The following is a 24,023-nucleotide window of genomic DNA, read 5'->3' as shown; positions in this document are numbered from 1 at the left end:
AGTCAGAGGCCCGCGCAGGGTTGCCCGCCGATCGTGCAACTCTCCGGCTCCCGGGCCTTCGGCCGGCTGTCGCGAACGTCGAAGCTGATCCTCTGGGATCCCCCTGGCCGCACGGCCGCTCCGGTGAAGATGATCGACCGTCCGTCCTTTCGCCAGTTCGCGCCGTCGACGTCGTCGACGGTGGTGCCTTCGGCGAGGCTGACCACCACGGTCCAGTCCGCCACCGGCGCGCCACCGGGATTCTCGACCACGATCTCGCCGGTATAGCCGAACAGACGGGTGGAGTCGGTCTCGTAGCGGGCCGTTACGGGCGCCGGTGGCGGGGGTGGCGGCAGCGACGCGGCCGTCCGCGACGGCTTCGCCGACGGGGTCAGGCTCGGGCGGGTGGTCGCCGAGGCGGTGGTCCGCGAGGGGCGCGCCGAGGGGGTTGGCGTGGGCGCGACGGCGGTCCGGCCGGCCGTCACGGTCGGCGACGCGGTTGCGGTCGGCGCGGGCGCGGCAGCCGGCTTCGAGTCGGGCGGCAACGTCACCCATGCCGCAGTCCCCGCCACCAGCACAACCCCGGCAACCACGGCGACCAGCGTGCGACGCCGACGGGGGTTGCGGCCCGCCCTGCCACGTACGCCGATCAGAGGCAGTTCCGCGGTCAGCCCGCCGTCGGCACGGCGCAGGTCGACCTGCTGGAAGGCGAGCCAGTCGAGGATGGCCGGCAGCCGCACGGTCAGCGCCTGCCGGAACTGCTGCTCGCGGGGGTCGTGCTGCTCGGCGGACCACGCGCCGTGCGTGCTGACCTCCCGAAGCTCCAGCCGGCAGCCCTGCTTGGTGGCCGTGACCGTGCAGGTCAGCTCGCTCAGCCGGCCGGCCTCGTCGCAGGCCAGCACGAGGAGATCCGGCTCCTGCCGCTCGGCCACCTCGACCTCGACGTTGGCCTCGAAGCCGGGCAGGCCGGCCGTGTGCAGCAGCATCCGGTCCGGTACGCCCTCGACCGTCTCGGCCTCGGCGAACCACCGGCCGAGCAACTCCCGGTCGGTCAGGGCGAGCCAGACCCGCTCAGGCGGGTGGGACAGGTCGACCTGCGCACCGATCTCGATCACGGCGAGACTCTAACCGGTTGCCCGCGCGGCCTGTCCCGCCCGCCCGAGCCGGTTGCCGGCGGCCTGTTCAGCCCCAGCGACTGGAGCGTTCCACCACTGTGGCCAGCGCGGCCCGGGCGCCGGCACTCACCTCCGCGACCACCTGCGCCGCCGGCAGGTCCCGGGCCAGCGGGTGCGCCTGCCCGGCCCACAGGTTGGCCACCGACGCGTCCCCGTCGCGCCGCGCGGCGGCGAGGAGAGGACGTGTCAGGTGCAGCACCTGGGGGTAACCGCGCGGTGCCACCGCGTCGTGTTGGCGCAGGAAGTCGTTGGCCACGCCACGGGCCCGCTTGCCGGTGTACGACCGGGTCAACGCTGTCGGCGTGGTACCGGCCACCGCCGCCCGGTGCATCGGTGAGCTGCCCGCCTCCGGGCAGCGCAGGAAGGCCGTGCCGAGTTGCGCGGCGGCGGCGCCGGCAGCCAGCACGGCGGCCACCGCGGGACCGTCGACGAGGCCGCCCGCGGCCACCAGTGGCCGGTCACAGCGGGCTGCGGTCAGCCGGAGCAGCGGCAGCAGCCCGTAGTCGTCGTCGTCCGGCAGGCCGCCGCGATGCCCACCGGCCTCGGTGCCCTGCACCACCACCGCGTCGACACCCAGGTCGGCGGCGGCGGTAGCGGCGTCCGGGCGGGTGACGGTGGCCCACACCTCGGTGCCCCGCTCGTGCAGGGCGGTCACCGCCGCCCGGTCGGGCAGACCGAACACGAAGGACACCACCGGGACCGGGTCCGCGAGCAGCGCGGCCAGCTTCTCCGGGTACGCGTCATCGCCGCCCACCGGCTCGCCCAGGCGCACCCCGCGCCGCGCGGCCTGCGGGGCGAGCCGTTCGGCGTACGCCTGGATGGTGGCCTCGTCGACGCCGTCGGGGTCGGGCAGGAAGACGTTGACACCGAACGGACGATCGGTGCGCGCGCGGACCTCGGCGACGTCGGCGACCAGCCGGTCGGTGTCGATCATCCCGGCGGCGAGGAAGCCCAGTCCACCCGCTGCGGACACGGCGGCCACCAGCGCGGGCGTGGACGGGCCGCCAGCCATCGGGGCGGCGATGATCGGGTGGCGCAACGTGGACAGGACGGACATCCCCTCATCCTGCCGCAGGCCCGGCCGGTCAGCGGCGCGCGGTGTGCCTCCATCGCAGCATGCCGGCCAGCCCGAGCAGGACCAGCAGACCCGCCGCCCCGGCCGCCACCGGCCAGGTCCGCCAACCCGCGCCGCCGACCTCTCCAGCGGCCGGACGGACCCCAGTGGGCGCCACCGGGCCGACGGACTCCGTGGAGGGTGCGGCGGCCGCGGTGGCCGCGGCCGGGTAGCGCAGGATGGTCGGGGTGCCGGATGGTTGACCAGCGGCCTCGGAGACGGTGAGCAGGGACCGGCCGTCGCGACTGTAGGTGATCGACTCGCCCTGGGGCTCGTCCGGCAACGGGGTGATCCGCGCGGTGCCGGTGGTCAACGCGCGGACCACGTCGCCGTCGGGCACGTCGTACTCGAAGGCGTCGGCGTAGCTGCGCAGCGCCACCCGCCGTCCGTCCGGCGCGCTCGCCGCACCGGTGATCACCCCGCGCCCCAGGAACGAGAACGGGTTGCTGGTCGTGGTCCTCGGCAGGGTCACCTGGCCGAGTGCGGTCAGCGGCGTCGTCGCGTCCGCCCGCAGCGCGGTGGTCGGCGCGTACAGGAAGACGGTGCCACTGCCGCCCTTGGTAATGATCAACGGCCGACCCGACGCGTCGAGCAGCAACGCCTCGGCGTCGTGCGGACGGTCCGGGTAGGTCATCCGGTGCAGCACCGGCTGCTTCGCCCCCGGTGCGAGTCGCCACACCCCGATCGTCGGCCGGGAACGGTCGTTGTCGCCGATGTCGGCGACCCAGATGGTGCCGTCCCGGCCGATGGCCAGGTCCTCGGTGTCGCGGGGCCGGGACGGGAAGGAGACCGTTCGCACCACCGCGCAACTCTGGTCGAGGAAGAAGATCCGCCGGCGGGCCTCGTCGTCGGCCCCGTCGTTGATCACCACGTACCCTTCGTCGGTGGCGACCATCCCGGAGATCTCGCGGAGCCGGTTGTCCCGCACCTCGCAGACCGGCGTGCCCGCCGCCGCGCCCGCCGTGGCGGCCCCCGGCGCCAGCACCACTGCCGGCGGCAGCACGCCGGCGAGCAACGCGGTCAGCACCGCCCCCGAACGAGCACGCCGCTCCCAGGTCAACCGTCCGCGTACCCGCATCGCCCACCCTCCTCGTCGCGGCCGTGAACGGCCACCCGCCCATCCTGGCCGATCCCGGCCACGGCGGCGGCCATCGGGGGACGCGCCCAGCCCCTGATCGATGTACTGTCGCTCCGCCTGATTCTGAAGCCGGAGGGTCTCCATGTCCGTGAGCGACACCGCGCCGGCCAATTCGTTCGGGCGACGACTGTTGCGCCGCCTCGGCCGCCCGGCCGGTGCCGCCGTCGCGTGGGTGCCGCTCGCCGCGGTCATCTGCGGCCTCTTCACCGGCGCGCTGGCGAGCCGGGCCGCCTGGGAGACGTCCCGACCGCAACCCGACCGGGCCGAGGCCGCCGCCATCCTGAACGCCTCGATCTCCTCGCAGACAGCCGTCGACGCCAGCTACCTGTCGGTTGAGCTGCACCGCGCGCCGCCGCCCCTCGTGGTCCCCGCCGGGGTGCTCGGCACGGTGCTGGGCGCGGTGGCCGGTTGGCTGGTCTTCGGCTGGGTCAGTCGGCGCACCGAGGGACGCCGTCGCCGCGGCACGGTGAACACCCTGATCGGTGTGGCCCTGGGGCTGGCCGCCGCAGCCCGTCGCGGACTGCCCAACTCTTGAGCCGCATGGCGGCCTGAGTGCGGCGCTGGCGGGTAGGCAGCGGCCCGGCGGCATGTCGACACCCGCCGGGTAGGAGGCTCCGATGAGCACGTACCGGGATGAACAGGGCGGCACGATCCCGCCTCCGGAGGCGGATGCCCTTGAGCAACGACAGGACGCGTTCGACGTCGGGCCGCCGGACCGGGTGTCGGGTGACGTGGACCCGGAGGCAGCCGAAGCCGACCTGGCCGAGCAGGGCGCCTACCCGGCGGGCACGCTCGAGGAGGTGACCTCGCTGCCGGCCGACGCCAACCCGGCGGACGCCCTCGAACAGCGCCAGGAGATCCCGACCCGCGATGAGGGACGCCGCACCTGACCACGCCCCCTCCCGCCGGCCCGGCCGGCTTCGGCCGGCTCCGGCCGGCTCCGGCCGCGAAGGCGGGCAACCGCCACCACGTCGCCGGCCACCCACGCGGGCTGGCCCGACATAACCTCCAACGCGTGATGCCTGTGAGTCATCAATATGACTCACCGGCATCACGCTCGTAGGGATATCCGGGCCCAGGCAGCCACCTCGTTCTCAAGAGAACTCAGGGCCCCAGTAACCAACATCGGGTGCCCCAGACCAGCAGGCTCAGCCGGCAGCGCTGACCAGCCGGCTCAGCCGGCGACGCTGACCAGCCGGCTCAGCCGGCGACGCTGACCAGCCGGCTCAGCCGGCGACGACCTGCCAGAGGAGGAACGCGTTGAGCGCTACCACCAGCACGGCCACCAGGGACGCGGCGGCGGTGGTGAGCGGGTGGTTGACGAGGTTGCCCATCAGGTCGCGGCGACGGGTGAAGGCGACCACCGGGATCAGCGCGAACGGGATGCCGAAGCTGAGGATGACCTGGGACAGCACGAGCGCCCGGGTCGGGTCGAGGCCGATGGCGAGCACCCCCAGCGCGGGCAGCAGAGTGACCAGCCGACGCAGCAGCAGCGGAATCCGCCGCCGCAGGAAGCCCTGCATGATCACTTCTCCGGCGTAGGTGCCCACGCTGGTGGAGGCGAGCCCCGAGACCAGCAGGGCGACGGCGAACCCGAACGCGGCGACGGTCCCGATGGTCTGACCGAGCCCGGCGTGCACCCCCTCCAGGCTGTCCGCACCGCCCGGGCCACCGCCCCGGAAGCTGGCCGCGGCGATCAGCAGCATGGCGAGGTTGACCGCGCCAGCCGCGCTCAGGGCGAGCAGTACGTCGGTGCGCTGACCGCGGAACAGGATCCGGCGCTCGGCGTCGTCGGCGGCGGGAATGCGGTCCCGGGTGAGCGCGGAGTGCACGTAGATGACGTGCGGCATGACGGTCGCGCCGAGGATGCCGGCGGCCAGCAGCACGCTGTCTGTGCCCTGCAGGCGCGGCACCAGACCGGCCATGACCGAGCCGGGATCGGAGCCGGAGGTGAACAGGATGGCGGCGAAGGCCAGCACGATCACACCGAGCAGGACGGCGATGGCGACCTCGAAGGCGCGGTAACCGCGTGAGCGCAGCGCGAGCACGGCGAACGCGGCCGTGCCGATGATGAGCCCGCCGGGCAGCAGGGGGATGCCGAAGAGCAGGTACAGGGCGACCGCGCCACCGATCACCTCGGCCAGGTCGGTGGCCATGGCGACCAACTCGGCCTGCACCCACATCATCCGGTTCACCGGCCGGGGTAGGCGTTCCCGGCACAGCTCGGGCAGGCTGCGCCCGGTGGCCAGACCCAGCTTCGCGGTGAGTGTCTGCACCAGCATCGCCATCAGGTTGGCCACCACCACCACCCAGACCAGTAGGTAGCCGTAGCGGGCACCGGCGGCGGAGTTGGTGGCGAAGTTGCCGGGATCGACGTAGGCGACGGCGGCCACGAACGCCGGGCCGAGCAGGATCAACCGACCGCGTACGCGGCCCCGGGCGCGAGCGGCCTGCAGTGGAGTCGCCCTCGACGTCGTCAGTTCGTTGGTGACCATCGAACCCCTCCCCGTCCACGCGGATCGCTGCCGGTCCCTTCCCCTCGGGCTGGCCCCTCGGTGCCAACCCCTGGCCCGCCGGTGCCACCCCGAGCCGGCACGTCACGGGCTGGCCGAGCCACGTCGGCGAAACGTGCCCATCGGGCTGAACGTGCTGGGTCGGGCTTGACAGCTGAAGGGTCAGCAATGAAGCTGTCTATTAGTCCTACTGTCGTAGGACAACAGGAAGGATCATCACGAGTGATCGAGTTCGTACTGGACAGCCGGTCGAAGGTGAACACCTACATGCAGCTCGTGCAGCAGGTGAAACAGGCGCTGCGGGTCGGCCTGCTGACGCCGGGAGACCAGTTGCCGAAGGTCCGGGACGTCGCGCAATCCCTGGCGATCAACCCGAACACGGTGCTGAAGGCGTACCGGGAGTTGGAGATCGAGGGTCTGGTCGGCGGCCGGCCCGGGGTGGGCACGTTCGTCCAGCGCACGCTGGCCGGGGCGTCCCTGCCCAACCAGGCCGAGCTACGCGACGACCTGGTCGCCTGGCTGCACCGGGCGCAAACTGCCGGCCTCACGGCCGAGGACGTCATCGCCCTGGTGGAGACGACGCTGCGCGCCACCCTCACCGACGACGCCCCACAGAAGGAGCCCGCATGAGCCCAACGAGAGGACGAGGGATGGACATGGTCTTGGAAACAGACCGGCTCGGCAAGCGGTACGGCAGCACCTGGGCGTTGCGGGAGTGCTCGCTGCATCTGCCGGCCGGCCGGATCGCCGCGCTGGTCGGGCCCAACGGCGCAGGCAAGAGCACGCTGTTGCACCTGGCCGTCGGCCTGCTCAAGCCCGACGCGGGCACGGTCCGGGTGTTCGGCCGGTCCCCGTACGACGACACGGAGGGCCTGGCCGACATCGGTTTCGTCGCCCAGGACACCCCGCTGTACCGGGACTTCACCGCCGCCGAGCTGGTCATCGCCGGCGGCAAGCTGAACAGGCGGTGGGACGCGGCGCTGGCCCGCCAACGGCTGGCGCAGCTCGGCATACCGCCGGACAAGCCGGTCGGCAAGCTCTCCGGCGGTCAACGGGCCCAGGTCGCGCTCGCCCTGGCACTGGCCAAGCAGCCGCGGCTGCTGCTGCTCGACGAACCGGTCGCCAGCCTCGACCCGCTGGCCCGACGGGAGTTCCTCCAGTCGCTGATGGGCAGCGTCGCGGAGTCCGGCACCACCGTCCTGCTCTCCTCGCACCTGCTCGCCGACCTGGAGCGCGTCTGCGACTACCTGATCGTGCTCAGCGCGGCCCAGGTGCAGCTCACCGGCGCGGTCGACGACCTGGTCGCCGAACACCGCCAACTGGTCGGCCCCCGGCACGACGGCGGCGCTATCGGGGGCGTCGCCGCCGTGGTCCGGGCCAGCCACACCGACCGGCAGTCCACGCTGCTGGTCCGCACCGACGGGCCGATCACCGATCCGGCCTGGACGATCCGCGAGGTCAGCCTGGAGGACGTCGTGCTGGCCTACCTGGCCGACGGCACCACGCAGACCAGTCACAGCGAGTGGGGGGTGCCGGCATGATCTGGCTGACCTGGCGGCAACACCGCAAGCAGGCGCTCTACACCCTGCTGGCGCTCGCGGCGCTGGCCGCTCTGCTCGTGCCGATCGGCCTGGCGATGCGGAGCACCTTCGCCGACCTCGGGCTGGCGGACTGCGCCAGCCAGCTTGCCCGCGCCGACGTGGCGCAGGCAACCCGGGAGACGTGCGATGCGGGCTATCGGCGCTTCGGCAACCAGTACGGCAACCTCAGCCTGGTGGCCGTACTGCTGATCACCCTGCCGGCGCTGGTCGGCCTCTTCTGGGGCGCGCCGCTGGTCGCCCGCGAGGTGGAGCACGGCACGCACCGGTTCGTCTGGACCCAGGGCGTTGGCCGGACCCGCTGGGCCCTGGTGAAGTTCGGTCTGGTGAGCGGGTCCGTTCTGATCCTCGCGACGGTCTACGGGCTGGGCATGTCCTGGTGGGTCGATCCGCTCACCAAGGCCGCGCACGAGGGCCGGTTCGGCATGATCGTCTTCGATCTGCAGGGCATCGTCCCGATCGGGTACACGCTGTTCGCCGTGGCGCTGGGCGTCTTCGCCGGCACCGTCTGGAAGCGGATGCTGCCCGCCATGGGCATCACACTCGCCGGCTTCATCGGCGTACGGGCGGCGGTGGAGCTGCTGGCCCGGCGGCACTATCAGCCGGCCCAGACGCAGACCTTCCCGATCGAGGGGGAAGGGCCACCGGAGGTCAGCCGGGGAGACTGGATCCTCGCCCAGGGTGTCCGGAACCCGGACGGCACGATGATCGCGGAGGGTGCCCGGATCCAGTGCCCGCCGGGTGGCAAGGGGCCGGAGGGTCGGGTCTGCGGGGCAGAGTTGGGCCTCGAACCGGGCGCGTACAACTGGCAGCTCTACCAGCCGGCGGACCGGTTCTGGCTGTTCCAGAGCATCGAGACGGGCGTCTTCGTCGCCCTGGCCCTGCTGTTGCTCTATCTCGCCATCCGCCGGGTCCGGCGGATCGCCTAGCCGGTTGACGGGTGCTCGTCGGGGCGCGGGGGCCTCAGCGAGCACCCCGTCAGCGCAGGCCCTCGACGGTCAGCGTGAGCCAGGACGCCAGGTCGTGCAACTCCTCGCGCACGGCCCGGGTCACCTCGGGGGTGAAGGGCACGTCCTCGTGGACGGCGTGCACGGTGAGCGTGCCGCGCCGTCGCTCGGCCGTAGCGTCCACCTTTCCGACCAGCCGATCGCCGTGCAGGATCGGCAACGCGAAGTAGCCCCACCGTCGACTCGCCTTGGGCTTGTACATCTCCAGCACGTACTCGTACTCGAAGAGATCCGCGAGGCGGACGCGGTCGTGCACCAGCCGGTCGAACGGCGACAACAGCGCCGTACGCCCGGTGAAGGGCTGCCCCAGCACGGCCGGGTCCACCCGCCACTCCCCCGCAACGCCCTCGATCACCGCCGGCTCGCCGGCGTCACCGACCTCGGCCGGCTCGCCGGGCACGATGACCGCCTTCCGCCGAGCGATGCCCAGCGCCCGTAGCCGCCGCTCGTCGCGGAGCCGGCGTGCCTGCTCCAGCTCGACGACTGGCACCCCGGCCGGGTAGACCCGCTCCGCCACGTCCCAGAGCCGCTGTCGGCCCTGGCGGCCGGCGATCGCGACCTCACCGCGCAGGACCAGGAACTCCAGCATCTGGGTGACGTTGCGGTTGTTGGTCCAGCCCGACGACGGCCAGGGCACGACGCTGGTGTCCGGGATGTCCCGGGAGAGCAGCGGACCGGAACGGCCGAGCAGGTCGAGGACGTCGCGCCGGAACGAGTCGTTGGCGCGCAGCCACTCGCGGTGGCGCTCGTGACCGGGCGACGCCGCCATCGCCGCGAGGAAGAGCCCCAGATCGTCCATCGGTCGCACCATGGCCTGGTGCTCGAAGAGGGTCCGGCCCCGTTCGAGGGCCTCGCGCAGCTGCGCCGGCTGGTACGACGAGCCGAGCCGGCTCCAGCAGACGAGGTCGGCACTGGGCGCCACGGCGGCGGTCGGGTCGATCTGCACCAGCGTCAGCTGACGGACCACGGTGAGGAGGTCGGTCGGACGCGGAGCGGCCAGCAGTTGGGCCCGGACCGCGATTCGCCGCGCCTGGGCCCGATCGAGTCGGTGCACACCCACGCCGGCGAGCCTAACGCCGAGCACCGACCTGCTACTGACCAGCGAGTCGGATTCCAGCCCGTCGCCAACGCGACTCAACGCATCTGCCCAATGACGGAAAGTGCTCCGATGTGGGCCGCAGGGTCCGCGTCGGACGGGCCACAGCGATGGGAGCGTACGCGTGAAGTCCAGAGTCCTCCGTCGGGTCGCCGCGTCCGCCGCGGCGCTCGCCTGCGCCGTGTTGGGGGCGGTGGCACTGCCGGCCGCCCCGGCGGCCGCCAGCCCGATCCGTAACGCCACCCCCTGGTCGGTGCTGCTGTGCAAGTTCAGCGACAAGCCGGCGCAGCCACAACCGCCGTCGCACTTCGCCAACTTCCTCACGGCGACCGGCGTCGGCACCGGCGGGGTGGCGGACTACCTGGCAGACCAGTCCGGCGGACGGGTGTCGTTGGCCGGCTCGGTGGTCCGGGGCTGGTACACGATGCCGTACACCCTGGCGCAGTTCCAGTCGATCGACCGGTGGACCCGGACCCAGCGCTGCGTGGACACCGCGGCGGCCGCCGGCTACGCGGTGCCGGCCGGCAACCGGATCGCGGTGATGCTCAACGACTGGGTGGACTCCGGCGCGGCCGGCGGTCGGGTGCTGCTCGACCCGGGCGCGTGGAACGTGGGGTTCGCCGCGCACGAGATGCTGCACGGCTACAACCTGGGCCACTCGTTCTCCAACGACACCACCTACCAGAACGCGCCGTGGTCCCAGCCCGGCGAGTACGACGACCCGTGGGACGAGATGAGCGCGATGCACATCTACGCCTTCGGCACCGCGAACTACGGCACCAGCGCGGTCGGGCTCAACGGCCCCAACCGTGACGAGTTGGGCTGGCTGCCGAAGAACCGGATCTTCACCATGGGCGCCGACGGGGTCGGCTCCCGCAGCCTCACCCTGGCACCGCTGGAGGTGCCCGCCGCGAGCGGCCCACAGCTGATCCGGATCCCGTTCGACCCGGCCGACCTGTTCCACTACTACACGGTCGAGTTCCGCCGGAAGACCGGTTGGAGCGCCGCCATCCCCGCCGACACGGTGCTGCTGCACGAGGTCCGCAACGGCACACCCACACTGCTGCGTACCGGCGCCGGGGGCGGCCCGGCCCAGTCGCTCAACGCCAACGGCGTGCAGATCGGCGTGAACTGGCTCTCCGGCAACACCGCCTCGGTGACCGTGACGACCGACGTGGTCAACCGCTGCCTGCAGGGGTACGTCTGGCGCGAGGCCCGCGCGGGCGACCTGGTCTGCGTCACCGGCGCCACCCGCAGCCAGGTGTGGGCCGACAACGCCGCCGCGGCGAGCCGCTGGGTGAACGGCCCGTACGGCCCGCACACCTGCGTCGCCGGCTACGTGTGGCGGGAGGCGTACGCCGGGGACGACGTCTGCGTCACCGGGACGCAGCGCACCCAGGCCGCCGCCGACAACGCCGCCGCCGCGTCCCGCCGCAACCCGGCCCGGCTGGTGTCCGGCCCGAACACCTGCGTGAGCGGGTACGTGTGGCGCGACGCCGACCAGTCCGACTACGTCTGCGTGACCGGAACGACCCGCTCCCAGGTGCTCGCGGACAACGCGGTCGCCGCGAGTCGCTGGGTCAGCGGCCCGTACGGCCCGCACACCTGCGTCGCCGGCTACGTGTGGCGGGAGGCGTTCATCGGCGACGATGTCTGTGTCACCGGAACGCAGCGCAGCCAGGCCGCCGCCGACAACGCCGCCGGCCCTGGCCGGGTGCTGCGTCCGGGCGGCTGACCGACCGCGCCCCCGGTGGCGGAAGCCATCGGGGGCGCATCCGTCGACGGCTCAGCCCCTGGGAGTCCCGGCCGGGCAGCGGCACCAGCGTGGTGCGGGAGATCCCCTACACCGGGTCGGCGGAATCCACCTGACCGGCGACGCCGACGTTGAGCGGGTCGGCCAGGAGTTTGTCGAACGCCAACTCGGCGGCACCGATCAGGACCGCGTCGCGGCCGAGTGCCGCCGCGCGCAACCGCAGGTGCTCGCGGGAGGCCGGCAGTGGCATGGTGTCCAGCCGGTCCCGGACCACGTCCGCCCCGGCGGTGAAGATGTCGCGCAGCGAGCCGCCGAACACCACAGCGTCCGGGTTGACCACGTTGACCAGGTTCGCCACGCCGAAGCCCAGCCAGTCCGCCACCTGCTCGACCGCCGCACGGGCGGTCCGGTCGCCGTCCGCCGCCGCGCGCAGCACCTCGGCCACCGCCGCGCGGTCGCTCGGGTCACGGCCCGCGTGCCGCAGCAGCGCGGCCTCGGAGATCTCGGTCTCCCAGCAGCCGCGTGACCCGCAGCCGCAGGGCAGACCATTGGGATTGACCACCATGTGGCCGACCTTGCCACTGTGGCCCCGGTGGCCGACCACCAGTCGGCCACCGACGATGATGCCGGCGCTGATGCCCAGGTCGCCGTGCAGGTAGATGGCGTCGTCGACGCCGACCGCGACGCCCCGGACGTACTCGGCCAGGCCGGCGATGTCGGCCAGATCACCGGCCACGAAACCGGGGCCGGTGCAGAGTTCCGCCTCCAGGGCCGCGCCGAGTGTCTCGTCGATGCTGGCGATCCGGATCCTGCCGTCCGGGTCGCGGGTGGTGTCGGTGACCGCGGCGGCACCACCGACCAGCAGCGCGTCGCCGACCACGGAACGTTCCATGTCACGGACCAGGTCGGCGAGGGGCCCGACGGCGTCGATCGCGGACATGCCGCTGGGCCGAGGGACCTCCCGCAGATCGAGGATCTGGCCGCCGAGGCCGACCCGGGCGGCACGCAGCCGGTCCGCGTCGATACTCAACGCGTGGGCGTAGACCCGGTCGGAGCGGGGGCTGACCACCAGCGAGGGGCGGCCTGCGCGGCGGGTGGTGGCCGGCGCGTCCTCGGTGACCAGGCCGCTGGTGACCAGGTCGGCCGCGAGGGCGCCGATGGTGCTTCGGTTGAGGCCGAGCCGGCTGGTCAGCTCGGCGCGGGACGTCGGCCCGTGCAGATGGACGTAGCGCAGCACAGCGCCAAGGTTCTGCCGCCGGATCTCCTCCTGGCTGGCGCCCGGGAGCACCGGCAACGGGGATTCGGCGTTGCGGCCGACGCCGGCTGGCCTGGACCGTACAGGTGTCGCCACGGTCAGACCTCCTTCCGGGTCGACGCCGCTTGGTGCGGGGGTGCAGGGACGACGATGGGTCCCGGAAGAGGAGACCCGGGACCCATCGTCGTTACTACCTACCGTGCGGTAATTACTTGGTGAGCGGCGCGAGCTTCGGGTCGTTGGCGTACGCCTCAGCCGCGTTCGCCTTGGTGACGGCGACCGGCGGGAGCAGGTACGTGTCGACGACCTTGCTGCCGTTGTTGTAGGACGAGGTGTCGTTCACCTGCGGCTTGTCGCCGGCCTGGAGAGCCTTGACCATGTTGATGGTCTCCTTCACCAGGTTGCGGGTGTCCTTGTTGATCGTCATGTACTGCTCGCCCTTGACGATCGACTTGACCGACTCGACCTCGGAGTCCTGGCCGGTGACGACCGGGGTCGGCTTGCCGGCGCCCTTGACCGAGGTCAGGATGGCGCGCGCCAGGGTGTCGTTCGGGGAGAGGACGCCGTCCAGCTCCTTGCTGCCGTAGGTCGAGGTCAGCAGCTGGTCCATGCGGGCCTGCGCACCCTCGGCCTTCCAGCCCTGGATGGCGGTCTGCTTGACGTCCTTCTGACCCGAGGCGACGACGACGTTGCCCTTGTCGATCTCCGGCTTGAGCACGTCCATGGCGCCGTTGAAGAAGACACCGGCGTTGTTGTCGTCCGGCGAGCCGGAGAACAGCTCGATGTTGTACGGGCCGTTCGGCTTCTTGGCCTTCATGCCGTCCAGCAGGGCCTGGCCCTGGAGCTGGCCGACCTTGAAGTTGTCGAACGCCACGTAGTAGTCGAGGTCCGGCGTGTTGGTGATGAGCCGGTCGTACGCGATGACCTTGGCGCCGGCGGCGTGCGCCGCGGCGACCTGGGTCGCCAGCTGCGCGGCGTCGGTCGCGCCGATGACGATGACCTTGGCGCCCTTGGTGGTCATGGCGGTGATCTGGGCCTGCTGGTCGGCGACCGTGGTCGACGCGCCGGCGTACTGCACGTCAGCCTGGAAACCGGCCTCCTTGAGGCCGTTGCTGAACAGGTCGCCGGCGAGGACCCAGTTCTCCGAGGTCTTGGCCGGGAGGGCCACGCCGATCAGGGAGTTGGCCGCGAAGCCCTTGGCGGCGTCGCCGCTGGAGCTGCTGTCGCCGTCGCGGCCGGAACCGCAACCGGCGAGGGCCAGCATGGCGGCGGCGCTGACCGCGACCACCGACGTGCCGAAGAATTTGCGCATGGTGAGGACTTGCCTTTCTGGAGGTGTAACAGGGTGGTGAGGTCGGTGACCGTCAGCCGGACACCGCTGCCTTGGCGGGCTCGCGCTCCGCGTCCGGCGGTGAGGCGGGTGGGACGGAGTCGTCGCGGCGGAAGGGCCGCATCAGGCTCCCGATGATGGAGAACCGCCCCTGGCTCTTGTTGTAGACGTCGATCGCGACGGCCAGCAGCAGGACCAGGCCCTTGATGATCTGGACCTTGTCGGTGCCTACGCCCTGGAGCTGGAGGCCGTTGTTGAGCACGGCCATGACGAGACCACCGACGATGGAGCCGCTGATGGTGCCGATGCCGCCGGCGACGGCCGCGCCGCCGATGAAGACCGCGGCGATGGCGTCCAGCTCCCAGCCGTTGCCGTCCTGCGGCCCGGAAGCCTGCGAACGGGCCACGAAGATCATGCCGGCCAGCGCGGCCAGGACGGACATGTTCATCATGACGAAGAAGTTGACCCGCTTGAGCTTCACGCCGGACAGCTCGGCCGCCCGGGAGTTGCCGCCCACCGCGTAGATGTGCCGGCCGCCGGCGGTGTTGCGGGTGTAGAAGGAGTACGCGATCACCAGCGCCACCAGGATGATGCCGGAGATCGGGAAGCTGGTGCCGACACGACCGCTGGCGAAGCGCAGCGCCGCGAAGGCGATGACCCCGACCATGACGGCCATCCGCAGGATCGAGATCCACATCGGCGCCGGGTTGGCGTCCATGGCCCGACGGGTGTTGCGGGCTCGGACCTCGCGCCACACCACGGCCACCGCGGCGGCCAGACCGAGCAGCAGCGTCGCGTTGTTGTAGCCGGTGTTCGGCCCGAACTCGGGCAGGAAGCCCGAGCCGATCTCCCGGAAGCCCTCCGGCACCGGAATGCTCTGCGCGTTGCCGATGAACTGGTTGCCACCGCGGAACAGCAGCATGCCGGCCAGGGTCACGATGAACGCCGGCACCCCGACGTACGCCACCCAGAAGCCCTGCCACGCGCCGATCACCGCGCCGATGGCGAGGCCGAACACGATGGCGGCGGGCCAGGGCAGATCCCACTCGGTCATCGACTTGGCGACCAGGATGCCGGTGAATGCGGCGACGGAGCCGACCGAGAGGTCGATGTGCCCGGCGACGATCACCATGAGCATGCCGATGGCCAGGATCAGGATGTACGAGTTCTGCTGGAACAGCGCGATCAGGTTGTCCGACCGCAGCGTCAGCCCATTGGTCCAGATCTGGAAGATCAAGACGATCGCCACGAGGGTAAAGATCATCCCGAACTGGCGAGCGTTGGAGGTCGTGCCTCCGAACAGGTTCTTCTGAAGGTCCTTCAATCGGCTCATCGGGTGGCCATCTTCTTCGTCGAGGTCATCTGCTTCATGAGGTTTTCCGGGGTGGCGTCCGCCCGGGCGATCTCGCCCGTGATGGCGCCTTCGAACACGGTGTAGATGCGGTCGCAGAGCCCGATCAGCTCAGGCAGCTCCGAGGAGATGACGACGACGCCCTTCCCCTGGTCGGCGAGCCGCTGGATGATGCCGTAGATCTCGTACTTGGCACCCACGTCGATGCCGCGGGTCGGCTCGTCGAGGATCAGCAGGTCCGGGTCGGTGAACATCCACTTGGCCAGGACGACCTTCTGCTGGTTGCCGCCGGAGAGCTTCGAGACGCCCTCGTCGACCGACGGGGCCTTGGTCCGCAACTCCTTGCGGTACGCCTCGGCCGCCTGGTACTCCTCGACCTGACTCAGGACGCCGTGGTGCCTGATCTTGGAGAGCTTGGCGGCAACCGTCGACGACTTGATGTCGTCGAGCAGGTTGAGGCCGATCGCCTTGCGGTCCTCGCTGACGTACGCGAGGCCGTTGTCGATCGCGTCGGCGACCGACTTCAGGACGATCTCCTTGCCGTCCTTGATGATCGTGCCCGACTCGTACACCCCGTAGGAGCGGCCGAAGACACTCATCGCGAGTTCCGTGCGGCCCGCGCCCATGAGACCGGCGAAGCCGACGATCTCGCCGCGGCGCACCACGAAGCTCTCGTTCTTGCAGACCTGCCGCTCGGCGGAGATCGGGTGCCGGACGTTCCAGTCGCGGACCTCGAAGAAGACCTCACCGATCTTCGGCGTGTGGTCCGGGAACCGGCTGCCCAGCTCACGACCGACCATGCCGCGCACGATCCGGTCCTCGTCGACCCCGTCCGCCTTGACGTCGAGGGTCTCCACGGTCCGGCCGTCACGCAGGATGGTGATCTGGTCGGCGATCGCCTCGATCTCGTTCAGCTTGTGCGAGATCATGATCGAGGTGATGCCACGGGAGCGGAACCCGCGCAGCAGGTCCAGCAGGTGGCGGGAGTCGGCCTCGTTGAGGGCCGCGGTGGGCTCGTCGAGGATGAGCAGCTTCACGTCCTTGGCGAACGCCTTGGCGATCTCGACGAGCTGCTGCTTGCCGACCCCGATGTCCTTGATCAGGGTGTCCGGGTCCTCTTCCAGACCAACCCGGGCCATCAGGTCCAGCGCCATCCGGTTCGCGGCCTTCCAGTCGATCGCGCCCCGCTTGCGCGGTTCGTTGCCGAGGAAGATGTTCTCGGCGATCGACATCCCTGGAATGAGCGCGAGCTCCTGGTGAATGATCACGATGCCGGCGTTCTCGCTGGCCCGGATGTCGGAGAACTTGCTCTCCGACCCCTGGTAGACGATCTGGCCGTCGTAGGTGCCGTGTGGGTAGACCCCGCTGAGGACCTTCATCAGCGTGGACTTGCCCGCACCATTCTCGCCGCAGATGGCATGGATCTCGCCGGCGCGAACCACCAGGTTGACGTCGGAGAGGGCCTTGACTCCGGGGAACTCCTTGGTGATGGAGCGCATCTCAAGGAGGATCGGCACGTTGCTCATAGCTCGTACCACCTCGCCAACGTCATCGGTTGCCTCCGGAAGGTTGAACCTTCACTTGGTTTTGTTGTTGACGGCAACGTATTGCGGCCGGAGGGCCATCCGCAAGGCGAGAGACTGTTGAAAAAGTAACAATCCGGCAATATAGACGTAACGCAGTATTCGCCTGTCACAGCCGCCCCGATGGCCCCGCAGGGCACCTTGGCCTGCCGGTGGCAACGTTGTCAAATGACGGCCAACGCCATGATCGACCCCGGCCATCCTCGACAAGCCTGCCACCAGGCACGATCCGCCACCAACCGGAGCACGGGCCGCTGGGCGACAAACTCGGGACCATTGAGTGATCTTGATTGGGTCGCGACGCCGACATCGAGCCCAGGACGGCACGACGGCCTTGGTTCAATGGTGTGACCCACGCCTCCACTCAATGCTGGGATCGACGATGATCATCTCGTCGCGCCCGCGACCAGGAGGCCAGGTGCGGCTCAGCGTCCCTTAAGGGCGAATCGGGGCGTTCGCCGCTCCCGCGTCTTCGGAGCCGATCGCTCAGGACGGGTGCAGCACCACCTTGATCACGCCGTGCTCCCGCCGGTCGAAATGCTGATACAGCTCGGGGGCGTCGGCGAGGGTGCCGTGATGGGTCACGATCATGCTCGGGCGCGCTCGGCCCGCGACGACCAGGTCCCGCAGCAGGGCGGTGTAGCGGCGGTCGTGGGTGCGACCGAAGCGGACCGCCACGCCCTTGCTGAACAGCGCACCCCAGGGCGCGACCAGATTCTCGTGGCCGTCCGCGCCGGGGCCGGGGTGCGGGTCGCGTTCCGGGAACACACCGGCGACCGCGATCGCGCCGGCGGCGTTGACCAGCCGGGCCGCATCGGCGATGACCTGGCCCGGACGCTCCCGCTCCGGGTGCTCCCGGTCGCGGGCCTGGAACCCCACCGCGTCGATGACCTTGTCGACCCCGCCCAGCTTCTCCTCGCCGAGCGGCAGCCCGGTCCGCGACCGGTCGGCGCGGATCTGCTCGACCGGGTCGCCCCGCCGGAAGTCGATCGGCACCGCGCCGATCTCGCCTGCCTTGTCGAGTCGGGCGTCGACGCCGTCGACGGAGTAGACCACCCGGGCACCTCGCAGCAGCGCCGAGTAGGCGCCGAGCAGACCGATGGTGCCGGCGCCGAACACCGCCACGGTGTCACCGGGCTCGACCTCGGCGAGGGTGGCGGCGGCGTGCCACCCGGTGACGAACGCGTCGGCGAGCAGCACGAAGTCGTCCTCGTACCCGTCCCCCGGCTCGCCGGGCAGGGGTACGCAGTTGGCATCGGCCCACGGCACGCGCAGCAGATCGGCCTGCGCACCCCGATACGGACCCATCCCCGCGTACCCGTATGCCGCGCCCGGCCCCTCGGCCCGCGCCCGCAGACAGGCCGCGGAGAGCCCGCGAGCGCACATCACACACGTTCCACAGAACAGGTGCGTGGGGATCACCACCCGGGTGCCCGGCCGGACGGTCTGCACCGCGGCCCCCACCTCCTGCACCACACCCAACGGTTCGTGACCGAGCACCAGGCCCGGCTCGGCACTGGTTCGTCCGTCGTACATGTGCAGGTCGGTGCCGCACAGGGCGGTCGAGGTGATCCGCACGAGCGCGTCCGTGTCCGCCTCCAGCGTCGCGTCGGGCACCTCCCGCACCTCGACGGTCCGGACGTCCGCGTACACGACGGCTCTCATCCCGGCTCTCCTGTTCGGCGGCAGACAGACCCGGCGGCCTTCCCCCGACTGGTCCGTTCATGCCGCCCCGGCCCAGGGGCGGGTCGGGGCGGTGCTACCTTCCACGGCTTCACAAGCCTCGAAACGGTCGACGGGTTCGGGCATCCCCGCGCCCTCGACGCGTCGTGGCATTCGATCCTCGACGCGGTGCACACCACGTTGAGCACCTGGCCGACCGAGACCAGGACAGCACGGACATCAGCCGGTGGTCCTCGATCTCGGTACCGACTCTCCTGCTGGCTGGCGCGGACACCTGGGAGCCGATGCCCACCACGATGAACGCCCTGGCGCGGACGATTCCGGCGGCGCGTCACGTCGTCTGGCCGGGTCAGTCGCACTTCGTGACCATGACGGCCCCTGCCCTGTTCGCCGAGGCGCTGCGGGAGTTCTTCGCCGAGGCCCCGGCGGTCCCGCCGGGCCGGTCGGATTCCGGCGGCCCGGCGGGACGGTGACCGCGGCGGCGACGCCGCCATCGTCGCCCTACTCGGGCGCCTGCTGCTGGCGGAACTGTTCGACCGGGAGGCCACCGCGACCCCAGTTCTCGGTGTCGACCTCGTCGATCACCACGAAAGTCGACGTCAGCGGCTTGTTCAGGACGTCGCGCAGCAGCTCGCTGACGCCCTTGATGAGGGCGGCCTTCTCCTCGGCGGTCGCTGCGGACGCGCCGGCGGTGCTGCCCTCGCGGGTGATCTGGATGGTCACGATCGGCATTGTCTACTCCGTTCCAGGCGTGGGGTGGCGTCAGTGACCGGCGTTCTGGCCGCCGTCGACGTGCAGGATCTCGCCGGTGACGAACGGGGCGGACTCGAGGTAGACGACGGCGTCGACCACGTCGCTGGTCTCGCCCATCCGGCCCACCGGGTGCAGGCCCGCGAGCGTCTGGTGCGTCTCGACCGGGTGCATCGGGGTCTTGATGATGCCGGGCGCGACGGCGTTGACCCGTACGCCACGACGGGCGTACTCGATGGCCAGGGACTTGGTCGCGGAGCTGAGACCGCCCTTGGTCAACGACGCGAGCACCGACGGGACGTTCGAGTTGGGCTGGTCGACGAAGCTGGTGGTGATGGTGACGATGTGGCCCGAGCCGCTGGCCTCCAGGTGCGGCAGGACGCGCCGGGTGAGGTGGAAGAACCCGGCGAGGTTGATCCCGGTGACCTGGTCGAAGTCCTCGTCGGTGTAGTCGGTGAACGGCTTGGCGACGAAGACGCCCGCGTTGTTCACCAGGGTGTCGATCCGCCCGAAACTGTCCAGGGCGGCACGGACCACCCGCTCGGCGGTGTCGGCCTCGGCGATGTCGCCCGGGACGGTGACGACCTGCGGGTCGTCGGACGCGCCGATCGAGCGTGAGGTCGCGACCACGCCGTACCCGAGCTTGCGGTAGGCGGTCACCAGGTCGGCGCCGATGCCCTGGGAGGCGCCGGTGACCACAACGACCTTCTGTCCCTGACTGCTGTTCATGAGGAAACCACCTTCACTAGACGACTGGTCTACTAAAAGCTAGCCGACCGGTCGTGTATCGTCAAAGCATGGGACGGACCAGTGACGCGAAGAACAAGATCCTCGACGCGGCCGCCACGCTGATCGAGCAGCGCGGCTACACGGCCCTCGGCGTGGCCGAGATCTGCGCGGCGGCCGGTGTGCCGAAGGGCAGCTTCTACTACTTCTTCGAGTCCAAGCAGGCGCTCGCCCGCAGCGTCATCGACGAGCACTGGGTCACCCAGCGCCGCCAGTGGGAGCAGTTGCTCGGCAGTGAGCGCGACCCGCTACAGCGGCTGCGCGACCTGTTCGAGGCCACCGAGGAGGTCCAGCGCGTCGGCCAGCGGAAAGCCGGTGTGGTCGCCGGCTGCCTGTTCGGCAACCTCGCCCTCGAACTCAGCAACCAGGCCGAGGAGATCCGCGGCCGGCTCCAGGAGATCTTCGAGGAGCAGATCAGTCTCATCGAGCAGGTCGTCGTCGAGGCGAAGGAGCGCGGCCTCGCGGGCCCGGCGGTCGACAGCCGGGAGGCCGCGCGGTCGATCGTCGCCCAGATCGAGGGGCGGGTCCTGCTCGCGAAGTTGCTCAACGATCCGACCCAGCTGGAGACGCTGTGGCGCAACTGCCTGGATCTCCTCCAGGTGCCGGCGCAGGCGCGGACCACGACCGACTGAACGGACGACGGTCGCTGACCGTCCACTGCGGGCGCACTGCGCGGTCGCTCAGTAACATCGGCGAGGCACGATATTCAGGCGGATCACTCCCCGACCGGATCGAGCACTCGACATGACGACCGAGCAGACCACGTCTCCCCCACGTGCCGGTGTCGGCATCGCCGCCCGGGGGCTGGGCCAGAGCGTCCAAAGCGGTCACCAGATTCTGGACGACATCTCCCTGAGCATCGCGCCGGGCGAGGTGGTCGCGATCATCGGTGCCAGCGGCGCCGGAAAGACCACACTGCTGGAGATACTCGCCGGGGTGCGGCAACCAGCGGCGGGCACTGTGACGTACGACGACAGCGCCGCGGCCGGCACCGTCGGTGTCGTTCCGCAGGACGACATCATCCACCGCGAGCTGCCCCTGGCCCGCACCCTGAGCTACGCCGCCCGACTGCGCCTCCCCGCTGACACCCGGCCGGCCGAGATCAGCGCCCGGGTCGCGGAGGTGCTCGCCGAGCTGCGACTCACCGACCGGGCCGCCACGCCGGTCGGCCTGCTCAGCGGCGGTGAACGCAAGCGCGCCAGCATCGCCGTCGAGCTGCTCACCCGGCCTGGCGTGTTCTTCCTGGACGAGCCCACCTCCGGGTTGGACCCGGCGATCGCCGTGGATCTGCTCCGGGTGCTCCGCGCGCTCGCCGACACCGGCGCCACTGTCGTGCTGACCACCCACCAGGTCACCGACGTGGACCATTGCGACCGGGTCGTCGTGCTGACCCGTCAGGGCCGCCTGGCGTTCACCGGCACCCCGGCCGCCGCCCGGGAGTTCTTCGGCCTGCGATCCCTCGTCGAGGTGCACCTCCGGCTCGACGAAGCGACGCGACCCACCGAGTGGCCCGATCGCTTCGCCGAGCAGCGCGACGCCGAACAGCCGCCATCGAGCACCGATGCTGGCGTCGCCGCGACGTCGCCGCGACACGTCGGCCGGCTGCGCCAGTGGGCCGTCCTCACCGCGCGCAACGCGGAGATCGTCGTCCGCAACCGGCTGACCCTGGCGATCCTGCTCGGTTCGCCGCTGATGGTCCTCGGCATGTTCGCGCTGCTGTTCCGTCCGGGGGCGTTCGAGCCGAGCAGACCCAGCCCGACGGTGACCGTGATGATCCTGTTCTGGATCGCGTTCGGCGGTTTCTTCTTCGGGCTGACCTACGGGCTCCTCCAGATCTGCACCGAGCTGCCGATCCTGCGCCGGGAGCGGCTGGCCGGTGTCCGGCTGGCCCCGTACCGGTTGGCGAAGGTCGCGGTGCTGCTGCCGCTGCTGGCCGTGGTGGACCTGGCCCTGCTCGGGGTGCTGCGCGGCATGGACCGACTCCCGCCGGTCGGCAGCGCCGACTTCGCCGCCCTGTACGCGACCCTCCTGCTCTCCTCAGCGGCGGCGCTCGCCCTCGGCCTGCTCTGCTCGGCGGCCGTGTCCGACGCGGCCCAGGCGACGCTCATGCTGCCGATGCTGTGCTTCCCACAGGTGCTCTTCGTCGGTGCGATCCTGCCGGTGCCGTCCATGGCCGTCGGCGGTCAGTGGCTCAGCTACGCGATGTCGAACCGGTGGGCGTTCGAGGGCCTGGGGCACACCGCCGGCGTGGAGCGGCTCTGGCGCGACGGCGGCTCCCCGCTCGGCCCGCCGCTGCTGGCCACGTACGGCGACAGCTTCTCCCGGCCGGTGTGGGTCGACTGGCTGGTGCTCGGCGGTTTCGCGCTGCTCTTCCTGGGCGCGGCCTGGGTGGTCCTGGTCCGACGGGATCGTCGTCGTGCCTCCTGAGCCGGCCACGCACGCCTCCCCCGCGGCGCTGCCGGGATATGCCGCTACCGGCCGGATCGACGAGCTGCGCGCCACCGAGTACCGACACCTGGATGCCGACGGGCAGGTCTACCTCGACTACGCCGGTGCCGGGGTGGCCGCCCAGGCCCAGGTTCGCGCCCATCACGACCGGCTGCTCGCCGGCCTGTACAGCAACCCGCACTCGGAGAACCCCACGAGTGTGGCGGCGGGCTCGCTGGTGGAGTCGGCGCGACGCGCGGTGCTCGACTTCTTCCGCGCCGACCCGGCCGAGTACGCGGTCGTCTTCACCCCGAACGCCAGCGGCGCCTGCCGGCTGGTCGGCGAGGCGTACGACTTCGGCCGTGCCGCGCCACTGGTGCTGACCTGGGACAACCACAATTCGGTCAACGGCATCCGGGAGTACGCCCGGTCGGCCGGCGGGTCCGTGCGCTACGTGCCGCTGGACGGGCCGGAGCTACGGGTCGCCGAGTCGGACGTGGTCGCGGCGCTCGACGCCGGCCGCGGCGGGCTGACCCGTCGGTGGGGTCGGTCCGGCCGAGGTGGGTTGTTCGCCTATCCGGCGCAGAGCAACTTCTCCGGCGTACAGCACCCGCTGAGCTGGGTGGAGCTGGCCCACCAGCGGGGCTACGACGTGCTGCTCGACGCTGCCGCCTTCGCGCCGACGAACCGGCTGGATCTCAGCGCCGTGCGGCCGGACTTCGTGTGCCTGAGCTGGTACAAGCTCTTCGGCTACCCCACCGGGATCGGCGCGCTGCTGGCCCGCCGATCGGCGCTGGCACGGTTGCGCCGGCCGTGGTTCGCCGGCGGCACGATCCGGGCGGTGAGCGTGCAGGGTGACTGGCACCGGCCGATGGACGACGAGTCGGCGTTCGAGGACGGCACGCTCAACTTCCTGAGCATCCCGGACGTGGAGTTCGGGTTGCGCTGGCTTGACTCGGTCGGCCTGGATCTCGTCCACTCCCGGGTCGGCCTACTCACCGAATGGCTGCTGGAGCGGCTGGCGACCCTGCGCCACGACACCGGCGGGCCGCTGGTCCAGGTGCACGGGCCGACGACGGGTCTGGGGCGCGGTGGCACGGTGACGTTCAACTTCCGCCACCCGGACGGCACGCTGGTCGACGAACGGCTCGTGGCGCGGGAGGCGGCAGCGGCCGGCCTCTCCCTGCGTACCGGCTGTTTCTGCAACCCGGGCGCGGGCGAGGGCGCGTTCGGGATCAGCCGGGCCTCGACCCGGCAGCGGTTGTTGGCGGGGGTCGACACGATCGACCAGTACCTCACCGCGCTGCGGCTGCCGACGGGCGGCGCGGTCCGGGTCTCGTTCGGACTGGCCTCCACGGCGACCGACGCGGAACGCTTCGTCGCCTTCGCCCAGTCGACCTACCTCAACCGTGAGGTAGGTGCCGAGTCACCGCTGCCACCTCGGCTGCGCTGCTGACCGGCCCGGGCCACGCCAGCTAGCTGACC

At 71.1% G+C, this 24,023-nt stretch carries 22 protein-coding genes; 10 read left to right on the top strand and 12 right to left on the bottom strand.

Going from position 1 to position 24,023, the window contains the following annotated elements; genetic code table 11:
* Window positions 1-2: 2 nt before the first annotated feature.
* From V6U86_RS16550 to V6U86_RS16540, 3 genes are all read right to left on the bottom strand, one after another.
* Window positions 3-1,094 (bottom strand): SRPBCC domain-containing protein, encoded by a 1,092-nt coding sequence (locus tag V6U86_RS16550; protein WP_334504111.1) that lies wholly within the window; start codon window positions 1,092-1,094, stop codon window positions 3-5.
* Window positions 1,095-1,161: 67 nt separating this feature from the next.
* Window positions 1,162-2,211, bottom strand: coding sequence for an NAD(P)H-dependent flavin oxidoreductase (locus V6U86_RS16545; RefSeq protein ID WP_334504109.1), 1,050 nt, complete (start codon window positions 2,209-2,211; stop codon window positions 1,162-1,164).
* Between the two features lie 28 nt (window positions 2,212-2,239).
* Entirely contained in the window at window positions 2,240-3,346 is a 1,107-nt protein-coding gene (locus tag V6U86_RS16540; RefSeq protein ID WP_334504106.1) for a hypothetical protein, read from the bottom strand.
* A gap of 142 nt (window positions 3,347-3,488) precedes the next feature.
* Between V6U86_RS16540 and V6U86_RS16535 the strand changes: the two genes are divergently transcribed.
* Both V6U86_RS16535 and V6U86_RS16530 read left to right on the top strand, forming a co-directional pair.
* On the top strand, window positions 3,489-3,941 hold the full coding sequence (locus tag V6U86_RS16535) for a hypothetical protein (RefSeq protein ID WP_334504104.1): 453 nt from the start codon (window positions 3,489-3,491) through the stop codon (window positions 3,939-3,941).
* 82 nt (window positions 3,942-4,023) lie between these two features.
* A complete protein-coding gene (locus tag V6U86_RS16530; protein ID WP_130400065.1) occupies window positions 4,024-4,296 on the top strand; it encodes a hypothetical protein in 273 nt (90 codons plus the stop codon).
* 336 nt (window positions 4,297-4,632) lie between these two features.
* Here V6U86_RS16530 and V6U86_RS16525 read toward each other — a convergent pair whose 3' ends face one another.
* Window positions 4,633-5,901, bottom strand: a complete 1,269-nt coding sequence (locus V6U86_RS16525) for an Nramp family divalent metal transporter (protein ID WP_334504099.1) — start codon at window positions 5,899-5,901, stop codon at window positions 4,633-4,635.
* Window positions 5,902-6,141: 240 nt separating this feature from the next.
* Between V6U86_RS16525 and V6U86_RS16520 the strand changes: the two genes are divergently transcribed.
* Genes V6U86_RS16520 through V6U86_RS16510 form a run of 3 tightly spaced genes read left to right on the top strand, consistent with a single transcriptional unit; the run spans window position 6,142 to window position 8,446 of the window.
* On the top strand, window positions 6,142-6,549 hold the full coding sequence (locus V6U86_RS16520) for a GntR family transcriptional regulator (RefSeq protein ID WP_334504097.1): 408 nt from the start codon (window positions 6,142-6,144) through the stop codon (window positions 6,547-6,549).
* Between the two features lie 20 nt (window positions 6,550-6,569).
* Window positions 6,570-7,460 (top strand): ABC transporter ATP-binding protein, encoded by an 891-nt coding sequence (locus tag V6U86_RS16515; RefSeq protein ID WP_334504095.1) that lies wholly within the window; start codon window positions 6,570-6,572, stop codon window positions 7,458-7,460.
* Complete coding sequence (locus V6U86_RS16510; RefSeq protein ID WP_334504093.1) at window positions 7,457-8,446, top strand: ABC transporter permease; 990 nt, start codon at window positions 7,457-7,459, stop codon at window positions 8,444-8,446. The genes V6U86_RS16515 and V6U86_RS16510 overlap by 4 nt, the downstream gene beginning before the upstream one ends.
* A gap of 49 nt (window positions 8,447-8,495) precedes the next feature.
* Here V6U86_RS16510 and V6U86_RS16505 read toward each other — a convergent pair whose 3' ends face one another.
* On the bottom strand, window positions 8,496-9,584 hold the full coding sequence (locus tag V6U86_RS16505) for a DNA glycosylase AlkZ-like family protein (protein WP_334504091.1): 1,089 nt from the start codon (window positions 9,582-9,584) through the stop codon (window positions 8,496-8,498).
* 160 nt (window positions 9,585-9,744) lie between these two features.
* Here V6U86_RS16505 and V6U86_RS16500 point away from each other — a divergent pair, with 160 nt between their 5' ends.
* A complete protein-coding gene (locus V6U86_RS16500; RefSeq protein ID WP_334504089.1) occupies window positions 9,745-11,355 on the top strand; it encodes a hypothetical protein in 1,611 nt (536 codons plus the stop codon).
* A 106-nt stretch (window positions 11,356-11,461) separates the two neighbouring features.
* Here the strand turns inward: V6U86_RS16500 and V6U86_RS16495 are convergent, their stop codons facing one another.
* The 5 genes from V6U86_RS16495 to V6U86_RS16475 form a co-directional block, all read right to left on the bottom strand.
* Window positions 11,462-12,724, bottom strand: a complete 1,263-nt coding sequence (locus tag V6U86_RS16495) for an ROK family transcriptional regulator (protein ID WP_334504088.1) — start codon at window positions 12,722-12,724, stop codon at window positions 11,462-11,464.
* Window positions 12,725-12,836: 112 nt separating this feature from the next.
* Window positions 12,837-13,940: a sugar-binding protein gene (locus V6U86_RS16490; protein WP_334504086.1), complete on the bottom strand. Its 1,104-nt coding sequence runs from the start codon at window positions 13,938-13,940 to the stop codon at window positions 12,837-12,839.
* Window positions 13,941-13,992: 52 nt separating this feature from the next.
* The gene (gene mmsB / locus V6U86_RS16485) at window positions 13,993-15,291 is read right to left on the bottom strand and encodes a multiple monosaccharide ABC transporter permease (protein ID WP_334504084.1); all 1,299 of its coding nucleotides are present in this window, start codon (window positions 15,289-15,291) and stop codon (window positions 13,993-13,995) included.
* The gene (mmsA, locus tag V6U86_RS16480; protein WP_334504082.1) at window positions 15,288-16,835 is read right to left on the bottom strand and encodes a multiple monosaccharide ABC transporter ATP-binding protein; all 1,548 of its coding nucleotides are present in this window, start codon (window positions 16,833-16,835) and stop codon (window positions 15,288-15,290) included. The genes mmsB and mmsA overlap by 4 nt, the downstream gene beginning before the upstream one ends.
* Window positions 16,836-17,378: 543 nt before the next feature.
* Complete coding sequence (locus V6U86_RS16475; RefSeq protein ID WP_334504080.1) at window positions 17,379-18,557, bottom strand: alcohol dehydrogenase catalytic domain-containing protein; 1,179 nt, start codon at window positions 18,555-18,557, stop codon at window positions 17,379-17,381.
* Window positions 18,558-18,721: 164 nt separating this feature from the next.
* On the opposite strand from V6U86_RS16475, the gene V6U86_RS16470 reads away from it, so the two are divergent.
* Window positions 18,722-19,048: an alpha/beta fold hydrolase gene (locus V6U86_RS16470; RefSeq protein ID WP_334504078.1), complete on the top strand. Its 327-nt coding sequence runs from the start codon at window positions 18,722-18,724 to the stop codon at window positions 19,046-19,048.
* 28 nt (window positions 19,049-19,076) lie between these two features.
* Here the strand turns inward: V6U86_RS16470 and V6U86_RS16465 are convergent, their stop codons facing one another.
* Window positions 19,077-19,307 carry a tautomerase family protein gene (locus V6U86_RS16465; protein WP_334504076.1) on the bottom strand — a complete coding sequence of 77 codons (231 nt, stop codon included), beginning with the start codon at window positions 19,305-19,307 and terminating at the stop codon, window positions 19,077-19,079.
* A 30-nt stretch (window positions 19,308-19,337) separates the two neighbouring features.
* Window positions 19,338-20,054, bottom strand: a complete 717-nt coding sequence (locus tag V6U86_RS16460; protein WP_334504074.1) for an SDR family NAD(P)-dependent oxidoreductase — start codon at window positions 20,052-20,054, stop codon at window positions 19,338-19,340.
* Window positions 20,055-20,122: 68 nt separating this feature from the next.
* Between V6U86_RS16460 and V6U86_RS16455 the strand changes: the two genes are divergently transcribed.
* From V6U86_RS16455 to V6U86_RS16445, 3 genes are all read left to right on the top strand, one after another.
* A complete protein-coding gene (locus tag V6U86_RS16455) occupies window positions 20,123-20,743 on the top strand; it encodes a TetR/AcrR family transcriptional regulator (protein WP_334504072.1) in 621 nt (206 codons plus the stop codon).
* Window positions 20,744-20,855: 112 nt separating this feature from the next.
* Window positions 20,856-22,538, top strand: coding sequence for an ABC transporter ATP-binding protein/permease (locus V6U86_RS16450; protein WP_334504070.1), 1,683 nt, complete (start codon window positions 20,856-20,858; stop codon window positions 22,536-22,538).
* Window positions 22,528-23,994, top strand: coding sequence for an aminotransferase class V-fold PLP-dependent enzyme (locus V6U86_RS16445; RefSeq protein WP_334504067.1), 1,467 nt, complete (start codon window positions 22,528-22,530; stop codon window positions 23,992-23,994). Before V6U86_RS16450 ends, V6U86_RS16445 begins: the two co-directional genes overlap by 11 nt.
* Window positions 23,995-24,023 lie beyond the last annotated feature (29 nt).

It is taken from the genome of Micromonospora sp. CPCC 205558 (genome assembly GCF_036902955.1).
Classification (GTDB): domain Bacteria; phylum Actinomycetota; class Actinomycetes; order Mycobacteriales; family Micromonosporaceae; genus Micromonospora.
The sequence above is the reverse complement of the archived record's forward strand: the minus strand, read 5'-3'. Positions and strand labels throughout refer to the sequence as shown.

Coding starts and splice junctions, on each gene's coding strand:
- V6U86_RS16510 (WP_334504093.1), top strand. CDS start 7,457: ATGATCTGGCTGACCTGGCGGCAACACCGCAAGCAGGCGCTCTACACC.
- V6U86_RS16545 (WP_334504109.1), bottom strand. CDS start 2,211: ATGTCCGTCCTGTCCACGTTGCGCCACCCGATCATCGCCGCCCCGATG.
- V6U86_RS16490 (WP_334504086.1), bottom strand. CDS start 13,940: ATGCGCAAATTCTTCGGCACGTCGGTGGTCGCGGTCAGCGCCGCCGCC.
- V6U86_RS16460 (WP_334504074.1), bottom strand. CDS start 20,054: ATGAACAGCAGTCAGGGACAGAAGGTCGTTGTGGTCACCGGCGCCTCC.
- V6U86_RS16475 (WP_334504080.1), bottom strand. CDS start 18,557: ATGAGAGCCGTCGTGTACGCGGACGTCCGGACCGTCGAGGTGCGGGAG.
- V6U86_RS16450 (WP_334504070.1), top strand. CDS start 20,856: ATGACGACCGAGCAGACCACGTCTCCCCCACGTGCCGGTGTCGGCATC.
- V6U86_RS16530 (WP_130400065.1), top strand. CDS start 4,024: ATGAGCACGTACCGGGATGAACAGGGCGGCACGATCCCGCCTCCGGAG.
- V6U86_RS16455 (WP_334504072.1), top strand. CDS start 20,123: ATGGGACGGACCAGTGACGCGAAGAACAAGATCCTCGACGCGGCCGCC.
- mmsA (WP_334504082.1), bottom strand. CDS start 16,835: ATGAGCAACGTGCCGATCCTCCTTGAGATGCGCTCCATCACCAAGGAG.
- V6U86_RS16540 (WP_334504106.1), bottom strand. CDS start 3,346: ATGCGGGTACGCGGACGGTTGACCTGGGAGCGGCGTGCTCGTTCGGGG.
- V6U86_RS16535 (WP_334504104.1), top strand. CDS start 3,489: ATGTCCGTGAGCGACACCGCGCCGGCCAATTCGTTCGGGCGACGACTG.
- V6U86_RS16525 (WP_334504099.1), bottom strand. CDS start 5,901: ATGGTCACCAACGAACTGACGACGTCGAGGGCGACTCCACTGCAGGCC.
- V6U86_RS16465 (WP_334504076.1), bottom strand. CDS start 19,307: ATGCCGATCGTGACCATCCAGATCACCCGCGAGGGCAGCACCGCCGGC.
- V6U86_RS16515 (WP_334504095.1), top strand. CDS start 6,570: ATGGACATGGTCTTGGAAACAGACCGGCTCGGCAAGCGGTACGGCAGC.
- mmsB (WP_334504084.1), bottom strand. CDS start 15,291: ATGAGCCGATTGAAGGACCTTCAGAAGAACCTGTTCGGAGGCACGACC.